The organism is Bradyrhizobium sp. WU425 (assembly GCF_021052305.1).
Lineage (GTDB): Bacteria > Pseudomonadota > Alphaproteobacteria > Rhizobiales > Xanthobacteraceae > Bradyrhizobium > Bradyrhizobium canariense_D.
In genome coordinates this window covers 5596404-5620588 of the sequence record NZ_CP088089.1, presented here as the reverse complement: position 1 = coordinate 5620588, position 24185 = coordinate 5596404, and the positions used below count along the sequence as shown (strand labels likewise).

18 protein-coding genes and 1 pseudogene are annotated in these 24185 nt (G+C 64.5%); 8 read left to right on the top strand and 11 right to left on the bottom strand.

Translation table 11 applies throughout. The annotated features are described in order from the left end of the window. Positions 1–66 precede the first annotated feature (66 nt). Together BcanWU425_RS27285 and BcanWU425_RS27280 are read right to left on the bottom strand one after the other, a co-directional pair. Positions 67–1510, bottom strand: a pseudogene (locus BcanWU425_RS27285) (UdgX family uracil-DNA binding protein). After that, positions 1510–2745, bottom strand: coding sequence for a putative DNA modification/repair radical SAM protein (locus tag BcanWU425_RS27280; protein WP_204510670.1), 1236 nt, complete (start codon positions 2743–2745; stop codon positions 1510–1512). The pseudogene BcanWU425_RS27285 and the gene BcanWU425_RS27280 overlap by 1 nt, the downstream one beginning before the upstream one ends. Before the next feature lie 162 nt (positions 2746–2907). On the opposite strand from BcanWU425_RS27280, the gene BcanWU425_RS27275 reads away from it, so the two are divergent. From BcanWU425_RS27275 to BcanWU425_RS27265, 3 genes are read left to right on the top strand one after another with little or no spacing between them, the layout of a single operon-like run. Next, positions 2908–3696, top strand: coding sequence for an ImuA family protein (locus tag BcanWU425_RS27275; RefSeq protein ID WP_204510671.1), 789 nt, complete (start codon positions 2908–2910; stop codon positions 3694–3696). Beyond that, complete coding sequence (locus BcanWU425_RS27270) at positions 3593–5185, top strand: Y-family DNA polymerase (protein WP_166520834.1); 1593 nt, start codon at positions 3593–3595, stop codon at positions 5183–5185. Before BcanWU425_RS27275 ends, BcanWU425_RS27270 begins: the two co-directional genes overlap by 104 nt. After that, positions 5182–8550 (top strand): error-prone DNA polymerase, encoded by a 3369-nt coding sequence (locus BcanWU425_RS27265; RefSeq protein ID WP_204510672.1) that lies wholly within the window; start codon positions 5182–5184, stop codon positions 8548–8550. Before BcanWU425_RS27270 ends, BcanWU425_RS27265 begins: the two co-directional genes overlap by 4 nt. A 115-nt stretch (positions 8551–8665) precedes the next feature. Here the strand turns inward: BcanWU425_RS27265 and BcanWU425_RS27260 are convergent, their stop codons facing one another. Together BcanWU425_RS27260 and BcanWU425_RS27255 are read right to left on the bottom strand one after the other, a co-directional pair. Next, the gene (locus tag BcanWU425_RS27260; RefSeq protein ID WP_204510673.1) at positions 8666–9436 is read right to left on the bottom strand and encodes an SDR family NAD(P)-dependent oxidoreductase; all 771 of its coding nucleotides are present in this window, start codon (positions 9434–9436) and stop codon (positions 8666–8668) included. Positions 9437–9612: 176 nt separating this feature from the next. After that, positions 9613–9900, bottom strand: coding sequence for a hypothetical protein (locus tag BcanWU425_RS27255; RefSeq protein WP_007593600.1), 288 nt, complete (start codon positions 9898–9900; stop codon positions 9613–9615). A 54-nt stretch (positions 9901–9954) separates the two neighbouring features. Here BcanWU425_RS27255 and BcanWU425_RS27250 point away from each other — a divergent pair, with 54 nt between their 5' ends. The 3 genes from BcanWU425_RS27250 (at position 9955) to BcanWU425_RS27240 (ending at position 15909) form a co-directional block, all read left to right on the top strand. After that, positions 9955–11367: a CoA transferase gene (locus BcanWU425_RS27250; protein WP_204510674.1), complete on the top strand. Its 1413-nt coding sequence runs from the start codon at positions 9955–9957 to the stop codon at positions 11365–11367. Between the two features lie 145 nt (positions 11368–11512). Then, the gene (locus BcanWU425_RS27245) at positions 11513–12757 is read left to right on the top strand and encodes an efflux RND transporter periplasmic adaptor subunit (RefSeq protein WP_085352249.1); all 1245 of its coding nucleotides are present in this window, start codon (positions 11513–11515) and stop codon (positions 12755–12757) included. A gap of 35 nt (positions 12758–12792) precedes the next feature. Then, positions 12793–15909, top strand: coding sequence for an efflux RND transporter permease subunit (locus BcanWU425_RS27240; protein ID WP_018456899.1), 3117 nt, complete (start codon positions 12793–12795; stop codon positions 15907–15909). A 9-nt stretch (positions 15910–15918) separates the two neighbouring features. Here the strand turns inward: BcanWU425_RS27240 and BcanWU425_RS27235 are convergent, their stop codons facing one another. The 6 genes from BcanWU425_RS27235 to BcanWU425_RS27210 form a co-directional block, all read right to left on the bottom strand. Then, on the bottom strand, positions 15919–16488 hold the full coding sequence (locus BcanWU425_RS27235) for a LysE family translocator (RefSeq protein WP_231188709.1): 570 nt from the start codon (positions 16486–16488) through the stop codon (positions 15919–15921). Positions 16489–16694: 206 nt separating this feature from the next. Beyond that, a complete protein-coding gene (locus BcanWU425_RS27230; RefSeq protein WP_204510675.1) occupies positions 16695–17708 on the bottom strand; it encodes an amidohydrolase family protein in 1014 nt (337 codons plus the stop codon). Between the two features lie 51 nt (positions 17709–17759). Further along, a complete protein-coding gene (locus tag BcanWU425_RS27225; protein ID WP_018456896.1) occupies positions 17760–18317 on the bottom strand; it encodes a hypothetical protein in 558 nt (185 codons plus the stop codon). Positions 18318–18341: 24 nt separating this feature from the next. Further along, on the bottom strand, positions 18342–19739 hold the full coding sequence (locus BcanWU425_RS27220; RefSeq protein ID WP_204510676.1) for a TolC family outer membrane protein: 1398 nt from the start codon (positions 19737–19739) through the stop codon (positions 18342–18344). 222 nt (positions 19740–19961) lie between these two features. Further along, the gene (locus BcanWU425_RS27215; RefSeq protein ID WP_018456894.1) at positions 19962–20741 is read right to left on the bottom strand and encodes an enoyl-CoA hydratase; all 780 of its coding nucleotides are present in this window, start codon (positions 20739–20741) and stop codon (positions 19962–19964) included. A 151-nt stretch (positions 20742–20892) separates the two neighbouring features. Beyond that, on the bottom strand, positions 20893–21549 hold the full coding sequence (locus BcanWU425_RS27210; protein ID WP_018456893.1) for a hypothetical protein: 657 nt from the start codon (positions 21547–21549) through the stop codon (positions 20893–20895). Positions 21550–21842: 293 nt separating this feature from the next. Between BcanWU425_RS27210 and BcanWU425_RS27205 the strand changes: the two genes are divergently transcribed. Both BcanWU425_RS27205 and BcanWU425_RS27200 read left to right on the top strand, forming a co-directional pair. Continuing rightward, positions 21843–22388, top strand: coding sequence for a sigma-70 family RNA polymerase sigma factor (locus BcanWU425_RS27205; protein WP_085352255.1), 546 nt, complete (start codon positions 21843–21845; stop codon positions 22386–22388). A 2-nt stretch (positions 22389–22390) separates the two neighbouring features. After that, positions 22391–23029 (top strand): NrsF family protein, encoded by a 639-nt coding sequence (locus BcanWU425_RS27200; protein ID WP_018456891.1) that lies wholly within the window; start codon positions 22391–22393, stop codon positions 23027–23029. A 10-nt stretch (positions 23030–23039) separates the two neighbouring features. Here BcanWU425_RS27200 and BcanWU425_RS27195 read toward each other — a convergent pair whose 3' ends face one another. Then, entirely contained in the window at positions 23040–24143 is a 1104-nt protein-coding gene (locus tag BcanWU425_RS27195) for a DUF2336 domain-containing protein (protein ID WP_026233261.1), read from the bottom strand. Between the last annotated feature and the right edge of the window lie 42 nt (positions 24144–24185).

The window sequence follows — 24185 nt, the reverse complement described above, 5'->3', positions numbered from 1 at the left end:
ATTGTCCGCGATTGATTTGAAGGCTGGATGACAGACGGCGCCTGAAAGGGGTTTTCCCGCCTGTATTCAGGCGGCGCGCGCGGCTTTCTTCTGCAAACCGGCGACGATCTTCAGGTCTTCAACAAAGCGCTGATATTCCAGCGCCTTGGCTTCCGGATCGGGCAGCCGCAGCAGATAGGACGGGTGCACGGTCACCAGCGCCTTGTGACCGTCGGGCAGGTCTATGAGCCGGCCGCGGTTCTTTCCGATCGGGGTGATCTTGCCGAACACGCTCTGCGCGGCGGTCGCGCCCATCGCGACGATGAGATCGGGCTGGATGACGGAGACTTCTCGTTCATACCACTGTCGGCAGGCCTTTATCTCCGGTGTATTCGGCTTTTGATGCAGGCGGATTTTGCCGCGCGGCACGAATTTGAAGTGTTTCACCGCGTTGGTGACATAGACCTTCTTGCGGTCGACGCCGGCCTCCTGCAGTGCCTTGTCGAGCATCTGGCCGGCCGGGCCGACGAAGGGATGGCCCGCGAGGTCTTCCTTGTCGCCGGGTTGTTCGCCGACCAGCATGATATTGGCGGACTTCGGGCCTTCGCCGAATACGGTCTGGGTCGCGTCCTTGTAGAGATGGCAGGCGCGGCAGTGGGCGGCCTCCTCGCGGAGCGCTTCGAGATCGTCGGCAGCGGTCTTGCGTTTCATCGGAGCCTCCGGCCGCTTTTGAGGCTTGTGCGGATCGGTTGCGGCATTGGCGATCATGGCGCCGGTCATGCGTTCGGCGTCCTCGATCAAGGGCTTAATGATCGAAGCCTCGGGCAGGTTCCTCCAATATTTCTTCGGCATCTCCGTCTGCATCGCCTTCACCTTCAGGCGGGCCGGATTGAAGATGCTGGCATAGTAGCGCCGCCAGGTTTCCTCCAGCCGGTCTTCGCTCGGCGCCTCGCTCTTGCCGACGCCTGACGTGAACGAGAGCGCGTGGCCATCCCAATGCGCGCACAAATCCGGCGTCAGGATCGACCAGGGCATATCGGCGAAGCGCTTGGCGAAGAACGGCGCGGCGAGCTCGACGATATGATGCTCCGGCTCGAACCAGGCGACGTAGTGTGCTTCGCGTTCCCTGCCGATCTCGCGGAAGCGCACGAAGGCATGCATCTTGTTGCTCGTCGCGGTAGACCGCCTTTGCCATGGCCGTGACTTGCGCGACATCGAGATCGGTCGCGACCTCGATGAGGTCGTGATTGTCCTTCAGCCGAAACAGCAGGCGATAGAGGATCGCGAAACGCTCGGGATCGCGATGCAGGATCGCGGCCTTGGCGAGCTCGACGAATTTTGCTGGCACGTTGAAGGTGCTATCGCCACCGGCCGGCAGCGGAGACGGCGAGGGTGGCGCGAACAGCTCCGCTTCGCCGCCCTGCACGGTCCAGGTGACATCGACCGGTTTCATTTGGTGAAGCACGAGGCTACGCGCGGCTTTGCGCCAGCCGTCGAAATCGGTTTCGTTCTCGAGGGTGATGTACTGCATCAGAAGCCAAATCCCAGTTGTGTGGCCTTCGGCTTGAACCGTTCGATCAGCCGTGCCTCGTCGAGGCGGTGCGGCGCGGGCCGGTGATCGCTCAGCACGATGAACGGCAGCGCTTTGTTCCGGGGCACATGCAGCCGCGCGAGATCGGCGACGCGGATGGTGGTCGTGCGGCGCGCCGCGATGATGCGCTCGGCCGCCTTGGTGCCGAAGCCCGGCACGCGCAACAATTCCTCGCGGCTGGCCCGGTTGACGTCGAGCGGGAAGCGGTCGCGGTGGCGCAGCGCCCAGGCGAGTTTTGGATCGATGTCGAGCGGCAGCATCGCACTGTCGTCGACGATCTCGCCGACGTCGAAGCCGTAGAACCGCATCAGCCAATCGGCCTGGTAGAGTCGGTGCTCGCGCAGCAAGGGCGGCGCGCGCAGAGGCAGCGCGCGGCTGGCATCGGGGATCGGGCTGAACGCGGAATAATAGACGCGCCTCAGCCTGTATGAACTGTAGAGATTGGCGCTGGTGTGGAGGATAGTGTGGTCGGAGGCCGCGTCGGCGCCGACGATCATCTGCGTGCTTTGGCCGGCCGGTGCGAAGCGCTGCGGCTTGGCTTTCGTCTTCGCGCTACGGCTTTCCTCGGCCTCGTCCAGCTTCAGCCGCAGTCGGCCCATTGTGCGGCGGATCGCGCGCACGTCCTTCTCGGGCGCGAATTGCTGCAGGCTCGTCTCCTGCGGCATCTCGATGTTGATGGAGAGACGGTCGGCATATTTGCCGGCCTCGGAGATCAATGCATCGTCGGCCTCGGGGATTGTTTTGAGATGGATGTAGCCACGGAAGTGATGCTCCTCGCGCAGTTTGCGCGCGACGCTTACCACCTGCTCCATGGTGTAGTCGGGGTTGCGGATGATGCCGGAGGAGAGAAACAGTCCTTCGATGTAATTGCGCCGGTAGAAGTCGAGCGTCAGCTTGACGACGTCGTCGATGGTGAAGCGGGCGCGTGGCACGTTGGAAGAGGCCCGGTTGACGCAATAGAGGCAGTCGTAATTGCAGGCGTTGGTCAGCAGCACCTTGAGCAGCGAGATACAGCGACCGTCCGGCGCGTAGGAATGGCAAATGCCCATGCCGGGCGCGGTCGATCCCATGCCCTTGCCGTCGCTGGAATCCCGCCTCTCGGTGCCGCTGGAGGCGCAGGACGCGTCGTACTTGGCGGCGTCCGCCAGGATTTCCAGCTTGCGTTGCACGTCCATATTGGAATCCCTTTGATTCAGCTCATGAATCCCAAGGCCCGCCAATTCGATTGACTCCCGGGGCGTCGTTAGCTTTATATTAGAACATATCATGAACAAATGAGCTAGCCGCTGGTTCTCTTTTTGAGAGCCATCGGCAATCACCCTTGAGGAGCGGCGTATATGAGCGGCGCACGAACAAGCGCGCTTGCAGCCTTGCGCGGCCAGATCGAGCGCATCGAGACGGCGGAGGTCGTGCATCATCGCGACCGTGTCGCGCTCGGCCATCGCGAGGCCGACAGCGCGCTGAAGGGCGGGCTCGCACGCGCGGCAATCCACGAGGTATTTTGCGAAGGACGTCAGGGCGCGGCCGCGACGGGCTTTGTCACCGGACTTGCGGGGCGCGTGACGGCACGCAAACCGCTGCTGTGGGTGCGGCAGGATTTTTCAGAAATTGAAACCGGTGCGCTGTCGATGAGCGGGCTCACCGAGATCGGTCTCGATCCGCGCCGCATGGTGATGGTGCGCGCCGCCGACGTGGAGAGTGCGTTGCGCACGGCGGCCGATGCGCTCGCCTGCGACGCGCTGGGTGCGATCGTGCTCGAGCTCTGGGGCGAGACGCGGCAGTTCGATCTGGTTGCGAGCCGCAAGCTGACGCTGGCTGCGCAGTCTTCTGGTGTCACCGGCTTGCTGCTGCGGATGGCCGCGCAACCTTTACCCTCAACCGCCGAGACCAGATGGATGCTGCGCGCGGCGCATTCGCCGCCGGGCGCGATGTGGAGTGCCTGGGGGGCGCCGCGCTTCGATGCCGAGCTCCTGCGCAATCGTCATGGCCCGTGCGGCCGGTGGATCATGGAATGGAAATGTGATGAGTGCCAGTTCTCTGAATCGTCGGCGTATCCTCAGCCTGTGGCTGCCGCGCCTGCCCATCGATCGGATCCAGCGGTTCTTCGGCAACGTCGGACTGCATGAAAATAATGCGCCCAGCATCGTCGTTGCCAAGGACAGCAACGCGCTGGTGATCCATGCGCTGGACGAGGCGGCCGAGCGCCTCGGTCTGCATATCGGCCAGCCTTTGGCCAATGCCCGGGCGATGTGTCCTGATTTAAAGGTGTTCGACGCCGATGCCGTGGCCGATGCCAAGACGATCGGCGACATCGCCGACTGGTGCGATCGTTTCACGCCGCTGGTGGCACTCGATCCGCCGCACGGGCTGTTCCTCGACATCACCGGCTGCGCGCATCTGTTCGGCGGCGAGGCTGCGCTGTTGCAAACCCTTGTCCGCGCCCTCGACCGCCAGGGCTTTGCCGTCAGCGCGGCGATCGCCGGCACCTCGGTCTGCGCGCGCACGCTGACGCGGCAATCTTCAGGGACCATCGTTGCCGATGGCGAGGAGGCGGCGGCAATCAGTCGGTTTCCGGTGTCCGCACTTGGCGCGGGTGAGGCCATTACCACCGGTCTGCGACGCGCCGGCCTGAAGACCATCGGCGATGTCGCCTCGCGCACGCCGAGCGAAATCACGGCGCGGTTCGGTGCGCGGTTCTCCACGCTGCTCGCGCATGCGCTGGGGCAGGGCGATGCGCCGATCAATCCACGAAAGCCGCCGCCTGATTACATCGTGGAGAAACGCTTTGCCGAGCCGATCGCGACCGACACCATGATCGCGATGACGCTGTCGCGCCTGGCGGATACGTTGATCGCGTCGATGGAGAAGCAGGGCAAGGGCGCGCGCCGCCTGGAAGCTGCCTTCTTCCGTACCGACGGCGCGGTGCGCGCCATCATGGTCGAAACCGGACGTCCCGTGACGCGGAGCGCGGTCGTCGACCGGCTGTTCCGCGAGCGTCTCGATGCACTCGCCGATCCCCTCGATCCCGGCTTCGGCTTCGACATGGTGCGGCTGTCGGCAAGCCGCACCGAGATCGTGGTGCAGGAGCAGCGCGATCTCGACGCCCATGTCCACGACAATGACGAGCTTGCCGCGCTGATCGACCGCATCGCCGCGCGCATCGGCGGAAAGCGCGTCGTCGTGCACCTGCCTGAGGATACCCATATCCCTGAATGTGCGGTGCTGGCGGCGCCTGCCCAGCATCATCTCGCCGTGGCCATGCAGGCCGAATGGCCCGCGCGCACCGAGGGTGAGCCGCCGCTGCGTCCGTTGCGGTTGTTCGACAAGCCTGAGCCGATCAATGTGCCGTTCGCGACCGTGCCCGACGGGCCGCCGCATCAATTCACCTGGCGCCGCGCGCAGCATGCGGTGGTGCGGGTGGAGGGCCCCGAGCGCATCGCCATGGAATGGTGGCGGCAGGACGGCAAGCAACTGACACGGGATTATTTTCGTATCGAGGATGCCGAAGGCCTACGCTTCTGGATCTTTCGCGACGGTCTTTACGAGGGGGAGTGCTTCGACGACGACGGCAAGCCCGCTCCTCCCGGTTGGTATGTGCACGGTCTCTTCGCATGAACACGCCCGCTTATGCCGAGATCGGCATCACCACGAATTTCTCCTTCCTGCGCGGCGGCTCGGATCCGCGCGACTATGTACACCAGGCCAGCATCCTGGGCATTCCCGCGATCGGCATTGCCGATCACAACACGCTCGCCGGTGTGGTGCGTGCCTACAAGGAGCTCGACAATGACAAGGTGCTGCACAAGCCGAAGCTTCTGATCGGCACCCGCATCGTCTTCATCGACGGCACGCCGGATATCCTGGTCTATCCGTGTGACCGCGCCGCCTATGGCCGGCTGTGCCAGCTTCTCACCCGGGGCAAGCGCGGCGACGACATCACGCGGATCGCGAAGGGCGAATGCCATCTCACCTTCGCCGATCTCCTTGCGTTTTCCGAAGGCCAGCTCCTGATCCTGACGCTGCCGCATCGCTTCGATGCGGCGCAAGCGCAGGACATCCTCGCCAAGCTGAAGGCAAGTCGCGCCGAGGGCGTGTGGCTGGCGGCGAGTCTGGTCTATCGCGGCGACGATCGCCGTCGCCTCGCGCAGTTCGATGATCTCGCCGCAAAAGCAAAAGTGCCGCTGCTTGCGACCAACGAGGTGCTCTATCACCACCCCGCGCGCCGTCCCCTCCAGGACGTGCTGACCTGCATCCGGGAAAAGACCACGATCGAGGCGATCGGCCGGAAGCTGGAAGCCAATGCCGAGCGGTTTCTGAAGACGCCCAGGGAGATGGCGCGGCTGTTCCGCGATTTCCCTGACGCTGTCGCGGAGACCATGCGCTTTGCGGACAAGATCACCTTCTCGCTCGATCAGCTCAAATACCAGTATCCGGACGAGCCGGTACCGCGGGGCAAGACCGCGCAAGGGCATCTGGAGGATCTGACCTGGGCCGGTGTCGACAAATATTTCGGCGGCAAGATCGACGACAAGCTGCGCGCCACCCTGAAGAAAGAACTCGCACTGATCGCCGATCTGAAATACGCGCATTACTTCCTCACCGTGCACGACATCGTGCATTACGCCCGCAGCCAGAACATTTTGTGCCAGGGGCGGGGATCGGCGGCGAATTCGGCGGTCTGCTACGTGCTCGGCATCACCTCGGTCGACCCGACCAAGGTCGATCTGCTGTTCGAGCGCTTCATCTCCAAGGAGCGGCTGGAGCCGCCCGACATCGACGTCGATTTCGAGCATTCGCGGCGCGAGGAGGTGATGCAGTATGTCTATCGGCGTTACGGCCGTCATCGCGCCGCGATCATCGCCACCGTCATCCATTATCGCCCGCGCAGCGCCATCCGCGACGTCGGCAAGGCGCTGGGCCTGACCGAGGACGTCACCGCCGCACTCGCCGACACCGTCTGGGGCAGCTGGGGCAAGGGTCTCAACGACATGCAGGTCAGGCAGGCCGGCCTCGATCCGCAAAATTCCATGATCAACCTCGCTGTCGAGCTCGCGACCGAGTTGATCGAATTCCCGCGTCATCTGTCTCAGCATGTCGGCGGCTATGTGCTCACGCAGGACCGGCTCGATACCTATGTGCCGATCGGCAACGCCGCGATGGACGATCGCACCTTCATCGAATGGGACAAGGACGACGTCGACGCGCTCAACATGATGAAGGTCGACGTGCTCGCGCTGGGCATGCTGACCTGCATCCGCAAATGCTTTGATTTGATCGAGCAGCACAAGGGCGAACGCTGGATGCTGGCGAGCGTCCCGCAGGATGATTCCAGGGTTTACGACATGCTGTGCGACGGGGAATCGCTCGGCGTGTTCCAAGTCGAGAGCCGCGCGCAGATGAACATGTTGCCGCGGCTGAGGCCGCGGACCTTCTACGATCTCGTGATCGAGGTCGCGATCGTGCGGCCTGGTCCGATCCAGGGCGACATGGTGCATCCTTATCTGCGGCGGCGGAACGGCCTGGAAAAGGTGAGCTATCCGTCTCCGTCGCCGGATCATGGCGACAAGGACGAGCTTTACAGGGTGCTGCACAAGACGCTCGGCGTGCCCTTGTTCCAGGAGCAGGCGATGCGGATCGCGATCGAAGCCGCGAAGTTCACGGCCGAGGAGGCCAACGGCCTGCGCCGTGCGATGGCAACATTCCGCAATGTCGGTACCATCGACAAGTTCGAAGACAAGATGATCGGCAACATGATCGCGCGCGGTTATGCGCCTGATTTTGCCAGAAACTGTTTCGAACAGATCAAGGGGTTTGGCAGTTACGGTTTTCCGGAGAGCCATGCCGCAAGCTTCGCGCAGCTTGTCTATATCTCCTCATGGCTGAAGCATTATCACCCTGATGCATTCTGCTGCGGCCTCCTGAACTCGCAGCCGATGGGCTTTTACGCCCCGGCGCAGATCGTCAGCGACGCCCGCAAGAACGGGGTCGAGGTGCGCGAGATCGATGTGTCCTACAGTTTTGCGCAGAGCACGCTGGAGCAGGGAAACGGCGGATATTGCGCGGTACGTCTCGGCTTCCGCCAGATCGACGGTTTCCACTGGCTGGACGAGGATGAGGAAAGGCTGAAAAGAGGCGCGTCCCGGAATGACCATGTGGAGAGAGCGCCCGACTGGGCCGACCGCATCGTCGCCGCCCGCAACCGCCGGCCCTTCACATCGCTGGAAGACTTCGCCCGCGACACCGGCCTGCCCAAGCGCGCGTTGATCCTGCTCGCCGATGCCGACGCGTTCCGCTCGCTCGGGCTCGACCGCCGCGAGGCGCTGTGGCAGGTGCGGCGCCTGCCCGACGATGTGCCGCTGCCGCTGTTCGAGGTGGCCACCGCACGCGAGCAGCCGGACGAGCACGCCAGGCCGTTGCCGGTGATGCCGCGCGCCGAACAGGTGGTCGCGGACTACCAGACCATTCGCCTTTCGCTCAAAGGCCATCCGATTGAATTTTTGCGGGAGATGTTTACGCGCGAGCGCATCGTCGCCTGCAAGGACATCAATCACGACAACGAGCGGCGCCGTGTCCGCTGTGCCGGCGTCGTGCTGGTACGGCAGCGGCCGGGCAGCGCCAGCGGCGTCGTGTTCATGACACTGGAGGACGAAACCGGCATCGCCAATGTCGTGGTGTGGCCGAAGATCATGGAGCAGTACCGGAAGGAGGTGATGGGCGCACGCCTCATCCTGGTCGAGGGCTACATCCAGAGCAGTCCCGAAAAGGTGACGCATCTGATCGCCCAGCGGATGATCGACCGTTCGCACGATCTGGTCGGCCTTGCCAACGACGCCCTCGGCCGCAAGCATCCGGTGCCGGCAGGCGCCACCGTGGTCGAACCGCTCAACGACGACCCCCGCGCCCACACGGATGCGCCCGCGCAAAAAATCCGTCATCCCCGCAATGTCCGCATCCTGCCGCCGTCGCGGGATTTTCATTGAGGGTGGGGGCCGCGCCCCTCTCGCCCCGTCATTGCGAGCGCAGCGAAGCAATCCAGACTGTCACCGCGGAGAAATACTGGATTTGCTTCGCTACGCTCGCAATGACGAGTTTGTTCTAAAAATTCACCCGGTTCGAGATCGCGCCGTCCACCACCAGATTGGAGCCCGTGGTGAACCCCGACACCGGGCTCGCCAGAAACACCGCTGCGCTCGCGATCTCCTGCGGCGTCGCCATGCGGCCGGTGGGGTTACGCTTCATCGCATCATTGTAGCGCTCGGGCATGTTATGCTCGATCGTATTCCAGACGCCGCCCTTGAAATAGACCGTGCCTGGCGAGACCACGTTGACGCGGATCTTCTTCTTCGCGTACTGCCGTGCCAGCCCCTTGGCCATGTGGATCAACGCAGCCTTGATCGGGCCGTAGGAACTCGCCGTGTCCGCTTGCGCCGCGGAGATCGATGAGATGATCACGAAGGCGGCGTCGCCACCCTTGTCGCCACTAGCCTCGAGGAACGGCCGCGCGGCGTCGAACGCGTGCACGGCGCCGAGCAGGTCGAGTCGAAAATTCTGCTCCCACGACGCGGCATCATGGCCTTGTGCCATTGCGCCCGCGTTAGAGAACAGCATGTCGATGCCGCCAAGCTCCTTTGCAGCATTCTCGATCCAGGATTTCAGTGCCGCGCCGTCCGTGACATCCACCGGACCGCCGGTCGTGCGGATCCCGCTGGCCTTCAACTCCGAAACGGTAGCGGCAACCTGATCACCGTTGCGCGCGCACACCGCGACATTGCTGCCTTCGCCGGCCAACGTCGCCGCAATCGCCCGCCCGATGCCGCGCGTCCCGCCAAGCACGATGGCGTTCTTGCCTTTGAGACCGAGATCCATTGGTTGGTTTTCCTTTTTTGTTGGTCGCAGCTAGTGTAGCTGTTTCGAGAGATGCCCAAAAGCCTCCACATCGTCATTGCGAGGAGCTCTTGCGACGAAGCAATCCAGACTGCCACCGCGGAAAGACTCTGGATTGCTTCGCTTCGCTCGCGATAACCGTGTGGAAACAGCGGCCCTCACTCTGGTGCCGCCCCCACCGGCGGGCCGCCGGGCGGGCGGTGCAGGAATGTCAGTGAGACGTAGGCGCCGGCCCAGGAGCCGATCGCCGCGAAAGCCACATAGAAAGCGTTTTCGGTGTAGCTGATCACTGCGTAGGAGGAGAGCATGTACCAGACCGCGCTCCAGTTCGCCGCGGGCACGCGCTTGCGCGCGATCACGGCCGAGGTGAACATGACATAGACCGCGTCGGTGGCCGCCGTTGCGATGAACACGGCGCCTGCGGTGAGGGGATCGATGGCGGCCATTGCCTGTCCTTGTGTGCTAATGCGATGATTGCAAGCTAAAGGGAGAGAAGGGTCATGCAAAGCCCCACCGAAATTCTCAGTGGCATCTGGACCTCCGCCGGCGGTGACGCCGCCGCGCTCGCGCGCGTACGGCTGACGGGCGAGGAGCCGCAGATCCCGTCTTCGTTTCGCGTCGCAATTGCTGGCCAAACGACGATCGCCGCCGCCGGCCTTGCCGCCGCCGAAATCTGGAGATTGCGCAGCGGCGAGGCGCAGGACGTCAGCGTCGACCTGCGCCATGCCGTCGCCGAATGCCGCTCCGAGCGCTACTTGCGCGTCGACGACAAGCCGCCGCCGCCCGCCTGGGACGCCATCGCCGGCGTCTACAGAACCGGCGACAACCGCTTCGTCCGCTGCCACACCAATTTCCCGCATCATCGCGACGCCGTCTGCAAGGTGCTCAGCTGCGAACCCGAGCGCGAGAAGGTGCAGGCCGCATTGATGCTATGGAAGGGCGAGGATTTCGAGACTGCGGCCTACGCCGCGGGCGGCGTCGTTGCCCTGATGCGTTCCTACGACGAATGGTCGGCGCTGCCGCAGGCCCGCGCGCTCGCCGAATTGCCGCTGGTCTCGATCGAGAAGATCGGCGAGGCCCCGCCGAAGCCATGGCCGCAACGATTGCCAAAAGGCGATCGCCCGCTCGCAGGCCTGCGCGTGCTCGATCTCTCTCGCGTCATCGCGGGGCCCGTCGCCGGCCGCACGCTCGCCGCGCACGGCGCGGATGTGCTGCTCGTGTCAGGCCCCGAACTGCCGGCCATTCCGTGGCTGACCATCGACACCGGGCGCGGCAAGCTCACCACCTTCATCGAGCTGAAAAGCGAGGCCGGGCGTGCGCAGTTGCGCGAGCTCTTGAGAGACGCCGATATCTTCTCGCAAGGCTATCGCCCGCGCGCGCTTGCCGCTCTCGGCTTCACGGCGGAGGACGCAGCGACAATCAACCCCGGCATCGTCTACGTAACGCTGTCAGCCTATGGCCATGCCGGTCCCTGGGCTGAACGGCGCGGCTTCGATTCGCTGGTGCAGACCACGACCGGGTTCAACCATGCCGAAGGACAGGCTGCCGGCATCGATGGACCGAAGGAATTGCCGGCGCAGATGCTCGACCACGCCACCGGCTATCTGATGGCGTTCGGCGCGATGATGGCCAAGGCCCGCCAGGCCCGCGAAGGCGGCAGCTGGCACGTGCGCGTGTCGCTGGCGCAGACCGGGCGCTGGCTGTGGAATCTCGGACGGCTCGAAAAGGGCCTGAATACCCCGGATATTACGGGTGAGGCCGTACATGCTGCATTCATCGAGGGCATGCCATCTGGCTTCGGCACGTTGAAGGCGGTGCGCCATTCGGCACTGCTGTCGAAGACGCCGGCGCAATGGAGCCGTCCGGCGATGCCGCTCGGCAGTCATCCGGCAGAGTGGCCTGCGATAAGCTGACGTGAAGCTGACGTGTCGCAAATTTTTAACGCAAACCGAAAGGCGCCCGGCGTTTTTTAGGTTGTTTGAAATTACAATTCGGCACTATTAGCGCGACCGATGACGCAGGCATCCGCCGGTATCATCGCAGACATGACCGGGCCCCATGGTAGTTGAAAATACCAAGCGATTGCAGGTGCTTACAAAACAACGGGTAATTACATCCGTAGTTTTACTAGCTCTTGCCGGTGCCGGGGCCTACGGCTTCCTCTATGCGGGAGCCAAGGAGAAGAGCCACTCCGAGATCTCCAGCCAATCGCGCAGAAATGCGCAGAACTTCACGCCGACGCCGTCGGAATGGGCGACGCTGACGATCGAGCCGGTCAAGGCCAAGACCTTCCGCGCCGAGTATGTCACCGAGGGCAAGGTCGCAGTCGACGAGGACCGTTCGACGCCGGTGTTTTCACCCTATGCAGGCCGGGTGACCAAGCTGCTCGCCAAGCCAGGCGAGGTGCTGAAGCAAGGCCAACCGCTGTTCACGATCGAGGCCGCCGACACCGTGCAGGCCCAGAACGATTTCATTGCAGCGATGAGCTCGCAGAACAAGGCCAAGTCGGCGATCGATCTTGCCGATATCCAGTTCAAGCGCGCCAAGGACCTCTACGAGGGCCATGCCATCCCACTGAAGGACTATCAGCAGGCGGAAGCGACCCAGGTTCAAGCGCAGAACGACATGCGCTCCTCGGCGACAGCGCTGGAAGCCGCGCGCAACAAGCTGCGGATCCTCGGCTTCACCGACGAGACCATCAAGGCGTTCCAGGACAAAGGCGTCATCAATCCGGAAGTCACGATCTATTCGCCAATCGCAGGCACGGTCGTGCAGCGTAAAATTGGCCCCGGCCAGTACGTCAATTCGGGCGCCAGCGATCCGGTCTTCGTGGTCGGCGATCTCTCCACCGTCTGGCTCACCGCCTTCGTGCGCGAGAGCGATGCGGCTGCCGTGTGCGTCGGGCAGGACATCAGCGTCAACGTGATGGCGCTGCCAGGCCGCCCCTTGACCGCCAAGGTCAACTACGTCGCCGCCGCGATCGATCCGAACACCCGTCGCCTGCTGGTCCGCGCCACCATCGACAACAAGGACGGTCTGCTGAAGCCGGAGATGTTCGCCAACGTAACGATCTATTCGTCCGGCGACCGCGCCGCGCCGGCGGTACCGAAGCAGGCCTTGATCTACGAAGCCGACAAGGTCCGCCTCTGGGTGGCACGCGAGGACAAGTCGGTCGAGCTGCGCGAGATCAAGATCGGTCTCATCAATGGCAATCTCGTCGAGGTCACCAGCAATCTCAAGCCCGGCGAGCAGGTGGTCACCAAAGGCAGCCTGTTCATCGACCGCGCCGCGTCCGGCAGCTGATCGACGGGCCGGGAAAAGACAAGCTGAAGACCTGAATGGATCGCCTCGTCGCCCTTGCCGTCAACCGGCGCTTCCTGATGGTCGGGATGTTCGTCGCCGTCCTCATCGGCGGCCTGATCGCGTTCAACCAGCTCAACATCGAGGCTTACCCCGATCCGACTCCGCCGATGGTCGACATCGTGACGCAGAGCCCGGGCCTGTCGGCGGAGGAGATCGAGCGCTACATCACCATTCCGATCGAGACCCAGGTCGCGGGTCTGAAGAACGTGACGACCATTCGCACCATCTCGCTCTACGGGCTTTCCGACGTCAAACTGCAGTTCTCTTTCGCCTACACCTATGACGAGGCGTTGCAGCAGGTCTTGAACCGCCTGGCGCAGCTCGCGCCGCTGCCCGGCAATGTGCAGCCGCAGATCTCGCCGCTCAGTCCAATTGGCGAAATCTTCCGCTACCGTCTCGTCGGCCCGCCGAACTACAGCGTGCTCGACCTCAAGACCATCCAGGACTGGATTCTCCAGCGGCGCTTCCGTGCCGTGCCCGGCGTGATCGACGTCACCGGATGGGGCGGCAAGAGCAAGACCTACGAGCTCCAGGTCGACTTCAACAAGCTGGTCGCCAACGGCCTGACGCTGCCGCAATTGCTCCAGGCGGTCGGCAATTCCAACGTCAATGTCGGCGGCAACACCGTCAATATCGGTCAGCAATCGGCCGTGGTGCGCGGCGTCGGCCTGATCCGCTCGATCGACGACCTCGCCAACACCATGGTCTCGCAGACCAACGGCAATCCGGTGCTGGTCAAGGACGTCGCCACCGTCACCGTCGGCCAGAAGCCCCGTCTCGGCATCGCCGGCCTCGATGAGTCCGACGACATCGTGCAAGGCATCGTCCTGATGCGCCGCGGCGAGCAGAGCTCGCCAACCATCAAGCGCGTCCACCAACTCGTTCAAACCATCAACGACTCCAGCATCCTGCCGCCCGGCGTGCGCATCGAGCGCATCTATGACCGCGGCGACCTGATCGACCTCACGACCCACACTGTGCTCCACAACATGGTGATCGGAATTCTGCTGATCGTGTTGCTGCAGTGGATATTCCTCGGCGATCTCCGCAGTGCGCTGATCGTCGGCGCCACCATTCCGTTCGCGCTGTTCTTCGCGGTGATCATCCTGGTGCTACGGGGGGAATCGGCGAACCTGTTGTCGGTCGGCGCGATCGATTTCGGCCTGATCGTCGATGCCACCGTCATCATGGTGGAGGCGATCTTCCGGCGCCTGACGCAGACGACGCCGATGTCGGAATCCGAGCAGATGTCGTCCGAGACGCTGTTCGGCATGAAAAGCCACGCCATCCTCAGCGCGGCGGCCGATGTCTCTCGTTCGATCTTCTTCGCCGCGGCCATCATCATCGCGGCCTTCCTGCCGCTGTTCACGCTCTCCGGCGTCGAGGGCAACATCTTCGGACCGATGGCCCGGACCTATGCCTACGCGCTGGCCGGCGGTCTGCTTGCGACGTTCACCGTCACTCCTGCGCTGTCGGCGATCATTCTGCCGGCGCATGTTCATGAGACCGAGACCAGGGTGATGCTGATCCTGCATCGGATCTACATGCCGGTGCTGCATTGGGCGGTCGCCAACCGCGGCATCATGCTCGGTGGCGCGTTCGGCCTCGTACTGATGACGGTTGCGCTCAGCCGCTTGCTTGGCCTCGAATTCCTGCCGAAGCTGGAGGAGGGCAATCTCTGGATCCGCGCCACGCTGCCGCCGACCATCTCGCTTCAGGAAGGCAACTCCTACGTCAACGAAATGCGCAAGGTGATCCGCGCGCGGCCTGAAGTGGAATCCGTGGTGTCGCAGCACGGCCGCCCCGATGACGGCACCGACGCCGCCGGCTTCTTCAACGCCGAGTTCTTCGCGCCCCTCAAGCCCGCCAGCCAATGGCCCGGCACCCGCGACAAGGAAGAGCTGACCGCGCAACTGCTCAAGCAGCTTGACGATCGCTTCCCCGGCGTCGAGTTCAACTTCTCGCAATATCTCCAGGACAATGTCTCCGAAGCCGTTTCCGGCGTGAAGGGCGAGAACTCGATCAAGCTGTTCGGCAGCGATCTCCAGGCGCTGACCGACACCGCCAACAAGATCAAGTCGGTGCTATCAACCGTGCAGGGCGTCACCGATCTTGCCGTGTTCACCTCACTGGGGCAGCCGACCATCCAGATCGATATCAACCGTGCCAAGGCCGCGCGCTATGGCCTCGCGCCGGGCGACATCAACGCCACCATCAAGGTCGCGATCGGCGGCGACACCGCCGGTGACATCTACGAGGCAGGAAGCGACCGCCACTTCCCGATCATCGTTCGTCTTGCGCCGGAATTCCGCAGGAGCGCCGAGGCGATCCAGAATTTGCGGATCGGTGCGCCCGGACCGAACGGCACCGTCACGCAGATCCCCCTGAGCGAGGTCGCCACCATCAGCCTCGTCTCGGGTGCGGCCTACATTTATCGCGAGCAGCAGGAGCGCTATCTGCCGATCAAGTTCTCGGTACGTGAACGCGACCTCGGCAGCGCCATCCGCGAGGCGCAGCAGAAGATCGCCGCTCAGGTGCAACTGCCGCCCGGCGCGCACATGGACTGGGTCGGCGAATTCGGCAATCTCCAGGACGCGATCCGGCGATTGTCGATCGTGGTGCCGATCTCGCTGGCGCTGATCGGCGTCCTGCTCTGGTTCAATTTCGGCTCGATGACCGACACGCTGCTCGCCATGAGCGTGATTCCGATGGCCATCTTCGGCGGCGTGCTCGGTCTCTTGATCACAGGTACCGCCTTCAGTGTCTCGGCGGCGATCGGCTTCATCGCGCTGTTCGGCATCGCCGTGATGGACGGCATCATCATCCTGTCGCAGTTCAACCAACTCATCGAAGAGGGCATGGACCGCATGACCGCGGTGATACGCACCGGCGAATTGCAGCTTCGGCCGGTGCTGATGACCTGCGTCGTCGCCGGCATCGGCCTGTTGCCGGCCGCGCTGTCGGAAGGCATCGGCTCGCAGGTGCAGAAGCCGCTTGCGGTCGTCGTGGTGACAGGCATGATGCTCGCCCCTATCGTGATCCTGGTGACGCTGCCGGTGTTGATCTCCTTCTTCTCCCGCCGCGCACGCTGACGCCGCCAATCACAGCATCCGCTGCGCGATCCGCACCAGCATCATGGTGCCGAGGCCCAGCAGCATCAAGCTGGCCAACCGACTGCTCATCGACAGCATGCGCGGCGTCAGCCGTGACCGCGCCATTGCCACGATCGTGCTGAGCACGGTCCACCAGATCGCGGAACCGACGAAGACACCGGCGATCAGCGGGGCTGCCGCGGTCTGCATTGAAAAGGCGTGCAGCGCAGCCAGAAACAGGATGACGGTCAGCGGATTGGTGAACCCAAGCGCGATGGCGCTGAGATAGGCCCGCGCCAGATGCACGTTGTCGACGACGTCGGTCGTCTGGAGCGCGACCGAGCCGCGATGGGTCCGGATCGCGAACCACAGCAGCGTGAGCGCCGAGACGGTGCCGAAGCCGGCGGCATTGGCCTCGACCCGGGGCTGTGCCAGCGAGCCCAGTCCTAAAACCGCGAGAGCGCTGTAGGTGAGATGCACGGTCGCGGCGCCGAAGCCGGTTGCGAGGCCCGTGGCCATGCCGGATGCCAATGTGCGCTGTATGCACAGCATGCCCATCGGTCCGATGGGGGCGGCCACGGTGAAACCAATTCCAATGCCGGAAAAAAGCGCGGCAAGATAATGCGATAAAGGCATGCACCCGCACGAACAAATGAAATCTGTGCGTGTGCGTAGCCCCGAAAAAGAATCGCCGCCTCAACCAGAAGGGTGAGAAACGGACGAGAGCACAAACACGTTCGTGTGAGTCCAACGAGTTTGTGCCTTCGCGACAACAGTTCCACGCCTCATTGTGGAACCGTGTCGCGGTCGTTGAACCGAATTGCGCTTGGCGCGACTCCGAACCCGTAGAGTTGCGCCGGGTTGTCGACCAGGATCTTCTTGCGCACATCTGCATCCGGCGCCCACACCGGAAGCTGGTTGAGCAGGCGGCCGTCGTCGATCTGGTAGAGCGGCGCGATGTCGGTGGCTTTGCGTCCCTCGACACGGCTCGAATCCGGATGCGGCCAGTCCGTGCCCCAGACGATGCGGTCCGCATTCGCCGCGATCAGTGCGCGGGCATAGGGCACCATGTCCTGATAATCGGGCGCGAGCTTCGAGGAGCGATAGGCGCCGGAAATCTTGACATAGGCCTTGCCGGATTTCACCAGCGCGACCAGGTCGGAAAATCCCGGCTGCTCCAGCCCAAGCGAGGCCTCAAGGCCGCCGAAATGGTCGAATACAACGGGTACTGGCGCCGTCTCGACGAGGTCCTTGATCGCCGAGATCATGGGAAGCGTCGTGTAGAGCTGCACGTGCCAACCGCGCGCCTTCATGCGCTCGACTGCGGCGGTGAAGCGCGGCCGGCCGACATTGGGGTCGTTGACGCCGCCGGTCGCGAGATTGAGGCGGACACCGCGAAAGCCGTCTGCCTGCATCGTGTCAAGCTGGGCCTCGGTCGTTTTGTCGTCGATCACGGCCACCCCGCGCGCGGCCGCGCCACGCGCTTTCATGCCGAACAGCGTCGACGAGTTGTCGGTGCCGTAGACGCTCGGCGTCACGATCACCACGCGCTCGATATGCAGCGCCTTGTGCAGCGCGGCCATCTCCTCCGGCGAAGCCGGTTCCGGCGTGTAGACGCGGCCCGCGAAGAACGGAAATTTTTCGACATCGCCATGGATGTGGGTGTGACAGTCGCAGGCATGGGCCGGGACGTCGAAATTGACCGGAGTGGCGGGCTGCGCGGCACGTGCGTGGGCTTTGTTCGACATGGCAACTCCGGCGGCAAGGGAGGCAAGCAGGACGCTGCGTCGGCTGAGCATGGTTTCTCTCCCTGTATTATTATTTGGCAGTGGCATCGTGACAGTATCACATCAGCCCGGCAGCCGCTGCGCTTCGCTGCATAGCTGCTCGACGAGGTCCGCAAGCAGGCGTGAGCCGTCGACGCGCACGACCGGGCAGGGCAGCTTCGCGAGCCACGCCTCATCTCTTGCGAGACTGCGACCCTCGCGATCGCCGGCTTCGTAGTGCGAGGCCCAGTCGACGAACGACTCCGCCTCCTCATGACGCCAGCCGCCCTGTGCGACGGCATCCGCTCCGAAATGCGTAGCCTCGCGGTCACGCAGGCGCTGCAAGCGAAGCTCGCGCGGCGTCGTCACAAAGACGACGAGATCGAAGAATGGGATGAACTCGTCGCCCCAGCCGGTGACCGTTCCGCTCAGCACCCAATCGAGCCGCGGCAGAAACATCTCGCGCATCAGGCGCAGACGCTCGGCAGCGGGGCGCGTGGTCTGGTAGGGCGGCGCCGTCGGCAGCCAGAAATAATCATCGCTGTCGTGATGCGGCAGCGCAAGCCGGCTCGCGAGCGCGCGGCCGATCGTCGTCACGCCGGAGCCGGAGGCTCCCATCAGATGGATGCGGCGGCTTTTCATCGGCACCAAGCCAGACGATTGAAACTACTGCCCCGATGGCGTGCGCAGGCCGTGCCAGGCGTCGCGGACCTGCTGGTAGTGCACCTCGGGCAGATAGTCCGGCGTGTTCAGGCTCAAGGTCTTGACGTCGAGATGGCCGACGGCGCTGAGCAGCGTGTAGGAAGCGATCACGCGGTCGCGATTGGCGCCGATCAGGCGGGCCTTGGCCTGGATCAGATCGGCCTGCGAGTTCAGCACATCCACCGTCGTGCGCTGTCCGCCGGCGGCCTCGCGCTGCACGCCCTGGAGCGCGACGGTCGCCGCCTTCACTTCGGACTCCGAAGCCGAGACCGCGATCTTGGCGCCTTCATTGGCAACCCAGGCGCTGACCGCCGCCGTGCGCGCCTGGTTGCGCACCTGATCGAGCACGAGCCGGCTCTGCGCCCTGATTTCCTTGGCCTGCCGGGTCTGTGCGGCGGCCTGGCCGCCGTCGTAGATCGGCACGGTGACATTGGCGACGATCGAGGCCTGATCTTCGGCGAAGGTGCCGAGCGTCGGGTCGTTGTTGCGGCTCTTGCTGGCGCTGCCCTGGACGCTGGCGCTCGGCAGCAGCGCGCCTTCGGCGACGCGGATGTTGGTGGAGGCGACATCGACGTCGAAGCCCGCCGCCATCACCGCTGGGTGCTGGCGGATCGCCATCGTCAGCGCGTCTTCGCGGCTCTTCGGCAGATAGCGGTCGACGACTTCGGCGGCCCGAAGCTGCGACGGCGCATTGCCGATCACCTGCGCGTAGATCGCCTGGCTCACCGCCAGCGCGACTTCCGCGGCGTTGAGATCGGAAAGCCCGCGGTTGAGCCGCGCCTCGGCCTGGGCGCTGTCGGTCGGCGTGACGTCGCCGGCGTTGAGGCGCCGCTGGGTGACCGAGAGCGTTTCGCGCAGGAAGGCGACGTTGGAGCGCTGCGCCTCGACCAGCGACTGGTTGGCGAGGACATTGGTGTAGGCGGTGACCGCGTCGAGCAGCACACCCTGGCCGACGTTGCGCAGCGCCTCGCGGCCAGACTGCACCTGGAGTTCGGCGGCGCGCACGTTGTTGGCGGTGCGGAAACCGTTGAACAGGGTCTGCGACACGGTGACGCCGATGATCCATGGCTTCAGATTGGCGGTCTGGATGGTGTTGTCGGGCAGCAGGTTGCGCACCGACTGCAACCCGGCGCTGAGGCTTGCCACGATCTGTGGCCGGTAGCCGGCGAGCGCCTGCGGCACGTTCTCGTCGGTGGCGCGCTGCCGCGCACGCTCGGCATTGAGTTGCGGATTGGTCTGGTAGGCCTTGGCGAGCGCCTCCGGCAGCGCTTCCGCCCGTGCGGCCGAGGGCAGGGCGCAACACAGCGCCAGCGTGGTCCATGTCGCGAGCACAGGAGCCACGCCCGATCGATGCCGCGTCATCACGCGACCAGCTCTGGCGGCACGCCCAATCATGTAATCCCGCAAATCCCGGCTGTCCGCCCCCGCCGACGGCGGCTCTCTTAGCTGTTTAACCAGCCGAGGTCCCGCAGGCAAACTGCCGCGGGGGAAACCCCCATGTATTCCGTGCTTGTTGCAGGCACGTCACAGGGATTCTGCGGGAAAGCGGCAGAGCCTTACACCAGGCTGACCGCTCGCCTGCCTTTACCTGTTCTTGTTCACCGGCTTCCGCTTCTCGATGAACGCCGCCATGCCCTCGGAGCGGTCCTCCAGTGCGAAGGTCGAGTGGAACAGGTTGCGCTCGACGCTCATGCCCTCGGCGAGCGTGGTCTCGAAGGCGCGGTTGACCGCTTCCTTGGCCATCGCGACCGCGGGCCGCGACATCGCGGCGATCTTCTCGGCCGCGGCCATCACCTCGTCCATCAGCTTGTCGGCGGGAACGATGCGGCTGACCAGGCCGCTGCGCTCGGCTTCGGCCGCATCCATCATGCGGCCGGTGAGGCAAAGGTCCATCGCCTTGGACTTGCCGATCGCACGGGTCAGGCGCTGGGTGCCGCCGATGCCGGGGATGGTGCCGAGCGTGATTTCGGGTTGACCAAATTTGGCGGTGTCGGCGGCGATGATGAAGTCGCACATCATCGCGAGCTCGCAGCCGCCGCCGAGCGCATAGCCTGCGACCGCGGCGATCGTCGGCTTGCGGCAGCGCGCGACCCGATCGCCGCCGATCGCGGCAAAATCCTCCGAGAACATGTCGATGAAGCCTTTCGGCTGCATCTCCTTGATGTCGGCGCCGGCAGCAAACGCCTTCTCGCTGCCGGTCACGACGATGCAGCCGATGGCGTTATCGGCTTCGAGATCGTCGACGGCCGCGGCGATCTCGCGGAAGACGCCGAAGGAGAGCGCGTTGAGCAGCTTCGGCCGGTTCAGCTTGATGATGCCGACCGCGCCTTTGCTTTCGACGATGATGTGTTCGAACGTGCTCATGCTCCACCCACGCTTTTGGTTGAGCGGGCAATGTGCCCGCTCGCGCGGTGGGCTTCAAGAGGCCGCAAAGCCATCGGCGCGAGGACGGCCGGAACACGCGGCCAGATGCGCGTTCCGGACCAGGTCCCGCGGGCCGGCGATCAGGCCAAAATCACGCCATGAACATACGCGCGGCGGAGGCCAGCGTCAGCAGCGTGCCGACGCCGATGAAGATTTTTCCGATCAGGGAGCTCTGGTCCCAGGCCGAGCTCTGCTGGCTGCTTGCCATCACCGGCGCCGGACGCGGCTGCGCGTCGATCACCGCCCTCTGCGCCGGCGTGTTGTCCTGTTGCAGGGCGCGGTCGATGTCGTTGAGCTGATCGGGTGCGACGACCTGGCTCTCGGCGTTCGGGGCGGCGGTATTATCGGCCGCGGCCTGGACGTTGTCGTTGGCCCGGCCCGTCATTGCGGAAGCGGCAGCCGCGGTCGGCGTATCGGCGGCGGCGAGTTGCGCGTTGGCGTTGGCGATTTCCGGCGGCATCTGGCTCGAGGTCGGCGCGTCACGATTGTCGGCCTTCGTCTCATCGGCCGTTGCCGCGGCGTCCTTCTTGTCGGCCTTGTCGTCGGATTTTTCTGCCGTCTTGGTGTTGTCGCGGTGACGCGACGTGTGATGCCGCTGCTTGGTCGGCTTGACCGTGTCGGCCTGTTTGCCCGCGCTGTCCGACTTGCTGCTTGCGGCTGAATTCGGCGCCGCCTGTGCAACGCCCCCGAACAGCAAGAAAAGCCCGGCCAGGAGAATCAGGGCCGCGCGCCCGCTGGCTTTCATCATGTTGACGATCTCCCCAAATTCCGCCCGTCCCGGGACTGAACAGAGACCCTGGGGCGTGACCACAGCGGGGCAGAAAATGGGAATCTTCGGGCCACACCGGGCAAAAGCGCGGCAAAACCGCTGCCTTCGCAGCCGGCCGCGGGGTGCGGACTGGACCGATCGGTGTTATGAGCCGTCGCAGATCCTGACGGCCGCATCGGTCGCGTGGCCAAGCAAGATCACGAATTCGTGATCTGGCTGATGCCAGCGTAACAAACTGAAAGAGCGGCCGAATTGCATGGTGAGGGGCGCGCGTGCGCGGACGTGAGGACGAGTGGACCGGCCTGATGCGGTCGGCCATGGCAGGCGATGACGCGGCGTATCATCGCCTGTTGAAGGCGGTCACGCCTGTGCTGCGCGCTGCCGCGAGGCGCGGCCTGGCTCGGGCCGGGCAGCCTCCCGACCAGGCCGAGGATATCGTGCAGGAGATTTTGTTGGCGGTGCATCTGAAGCGGCACACTTGGGACAGCGAAGCCCCCTTCGCCCCGTGGCTGTTTGCGATCGGCCGCAACAAGCTGATCGACATGCTGCGGCGACGGGGCAGGCGGATCTTCGTCAACATCGACGATTTCGCCGAGACCCTGCCGGGCGAGGCGCCGCAGGAGACGGTCTCGGCCGGCGAAGTCGCCAGCCAGCTCAATACGCTGCCGCAGCGCCAGCGCGACGTGTTGCAGTCGATCGCGGTCGACAGCACGTCGATCAAGGACACGGCGGTGAAATATTCGATGAGCGAGGGCGCGGTGCGGGTCGCGCTACATCGCGGACTTGCCGCGCTGACTGCCAAACTGCGGGACCAGTAGTCATGGACACCGATCAACTCATTCGCTCGCTCGCGGCCGACAACGCCCATCGTCCGCCGCGCGTCGGCGCGGTGCTGACCATGGCGCTGCTGGTCGCTGCGCCGCTGTCGATCCTGATCTTCGCCACCTTTCTCGGTGTGCGTCACGACGTGATGAGCGCGATGCACAACCCGTTCTTCGACATGAAGTTCGCGGTCACGCTGTCGCTCGCGATCCCGGCGATCATCGTCAGCCTGCATCTGTCGCGTCCCGAGGCCTTGCTGCGTGGCTGGGGCTGGCTACTGCTGCTGCCGGTCGGGCTGCTCGCGGTGGCGATCGGCAGCGAGGCGATGATGGCGCCGGCCATGCCGATGACGATGCGACTGGTGGGCAAGAATTCCAGGGTATGCCTGTTCGCAATCCCTGCGATGTCGCTGCCGCTGCTTGCTGGGGCCCTGTTCGGCCTGCGTCACGGCGCGCCGTCCCATCCGGCGCTCGCCGGGGCTCTCGCCGGCCTGGTGTCGGCCGGGCTCGCCGCGACGCTGTACGCTTCACACTGCACCGACGACTCGCCGCTGTTCGTCGCGACCTGGTACACGCTCGCCACCGCGTTGGTGGCGGCAATTGGCGCGCTCGTGGGGGCGAGGGTCCTACGCTACTAGCTCGCCGGCTTCACGCCGCCGGCGTCGCGCCCTGCTGCATGCGGTGGAAGCGCAGCACCTGCTGCGCGGTCGAGCTGCGCAGCGCCTCGTAAGCGTCGCGTAGCGTCAGCATGTCGGTCTGCGAGCCGCCTGAGAGCTTCTCGCGCAGGGCAATGATGGCGCGGACGCTCGACCATTGCATGGCCGCGACCTTGGCGAGGATCATCACGCCCTCGATCCGGCTTTCGATCATCATGGTCTCGGCGGTCTCGACTGCGACGCCCGCAAGCGCCGCGAGCCCCGCATTGGTCTCGTCGAACTTGCCCTGCTCCGCGAAGGTGGCGACCTGGAGCTCGGTGAGGCGGCCGTCCTCATGCAGCGACTTCACCAGCGCGCGCGCCCTCTCGGTCTGCCTGGTCATGCTGGCGGCGCGGATTCGCTGGGCCGCTTCCTGGACCACGCTGGACACGTCGTCCGCGAACTCGGGGTGCGCGGCCTCCAGCTTCCTGCGCACGGCCAAGGAGGCCTTTGCGACCAGCTTCAAATAATGATGGCGGGGCAAGTCGGGCCGCAGGCCGATGCAACTGGCGAGGTCGTCGTCACGCTCGGCGCGGGTCACGAGGTCGGCGAGACTTCCCTCCGACAGTTGCGCACCCGGATTGCTGACGGTCGATTGCACCACGTCCTCGTCGCCGCGGGTCACCAGCACGTCGGTCAGCGCTTCCGACAGCACCCGCCGTAGCGAGATCGCCTTGAGATGGGCTTGACCCCTGGTGCGCGCGATCTCGATCAGGATCTCCTCGTCCAGCCGTTCGGATTTCGACAGCACCGGGCCGGAAACCTCAATCACCTCGTCGAGCGCGAGCGTGCGGATGATCTTCGGCGGCGCAGCCGCGATCGGTGCGAGGCGGTCGGCGAGCAGCGCCTTGGCGGACGTCTCGATCTGCTCGATCAGGCATTGGAACACGTCATCGAACACACGAACGTGGTCGTCGGAATAGTCCGAGGCGTTGCCCACGAAGAGATCTGTGACGCGGCGCAGCGTCTCGACCCGGTGCGCGACGGTGCCGTGCGAGAGCGCGGTTTGCAATTCCTCGAGCAGATTCTCGGATGATTTGGCGGATTTAGATCTCATTGCCCTGTCCTGGCGGGTTCGGCCCGGCAGCGGCTTCGGTCG

What these genes read in the sequence shown, in the direction of transcription:
- BcanWU425_RS27280 (WP_204510670.1), bottom strand. Translation starts at nt 2,745, where the DNA reads ATGGACGTGCAACGCAAGCTGGAAATCCTGGCGGACGCCGCCAAGTAC.
- BcanWU425_RS27275 (WP_204510671.1), top strand. Translation starts at nt 2,908, where the DNA reads ATGAGCGGCGCACGAACAAGCGCGCTTGCAGCCTTGCGCGGCCAGATC.
- BcanWU425_RS27270 (WP_166520834.1), top strand. Translation starts at nt 3,593, where the DNA reads ATGAGTGCCAGTTCTCTGAATCGTCGGCGTATCCTCAGCCTGTGGCTG.
- BcanWU425_RS27265 (WP_204510672.1), top strand. Translation starts at nt 5,182, where the DNA reads ATGAACACGCCCGCTTATGCCGAGATCGGCATCACCACGAATTTCTCC.
- BcanWU425_RS27260 (WP_204510673.1), bottom strand. Translation starts at nt 9,436, where the DNA reads ATGGATCTCGGTCTCAAAGGCAAGAACGCCATCGTGCTTGGCGGGACG.
- BcanWU425_RS27255 (WP_007593600.1), bottom strand. Translation starts at nt 9,900, where the DNA reads ATGGCCGCCATCGATCCCCTCACCGCAGGCGCCGTGTTCATCGCAACG.
- BcanWU425_RS27250 (WP_204510674.1), top strand. Translation starts at nt 9,955, where the DNA reads ATGCAAAGCCCCACCGAAATTCTCAGTGGCATCTGGACCTCCGCCGGC.
- BcanWU425_RS27245 (WP_085352249.1), top strand. Translation starts at nt 11,513, where the DNA reads ATGGTAGTTGAAAATACCAAGCGATTGCAGGTGCTTACAAAACAACGG.
- BcanWU425_RS27240 (WP_018456899.1), top strand. Translation starts at nt 12,793, where the DNA reads ATGGATCGCCTCGTCGCCCTTGCCGTCAACCGGCGCTTCCTGATGGTC.
- BcanWU425_RS27230 (WP_204510675.1), bottom strand. Translation starts at nt 17,708, where the DNA reads ATGCTCAGCCGACGCAGCGTCCTGCTTGCCTCCCTTGCCGCCGGAGTT.
- BcanWU425_RS27225 (WP_018456896.1), bottom strand. Translation starts at nt 18,317, where the DNA reads ATGAAAAGCCGCCGCATCCATCTGATGGGAGCCTCCGGCTCCGGCGTG.
- BcanWU425_RS27220 (WP_204510676.1), bottom strand. Translation starts at nt 19,739, where the DNA reads ATGACGCGGCATCGATCGGGCGTGGCTCCTGTGCTCGCGACATGGACC.
- BcanWU425_RS27215 (WP_018456894.1), bottom strand. Translation starts at nt 20,741, where the DNA reads ATGAGCACGTTCGAACACATCATCGTCGAAAGCAAAGGCGCGGTCGGC.
- BcanWU425_RS27210 (WP_018456893.1), bottom strand. Translation starts at nt 21,549, where the DNA reads ATGATGAAAGCCAGCGGGCGCGCGGCCCTGATTCTCCTGGCCGGGCTT.
- BcanWU425_RS27200 (WP_018456891.1), top strand. Translation starts at nt 22,391, where the DNA reads ATGGACACCGATCAACTCATTCGCTCGCTCGCGGCCGACAACGCCCAT.
- BcanWU425_RS27195 (WP_026233261.1), bottom strand. Translation starts at nt 24,143, where the DNA reads ATGAGATCTAAATCCGCCAAATCATCCGAGAATCTGCTCGAGGAATTG.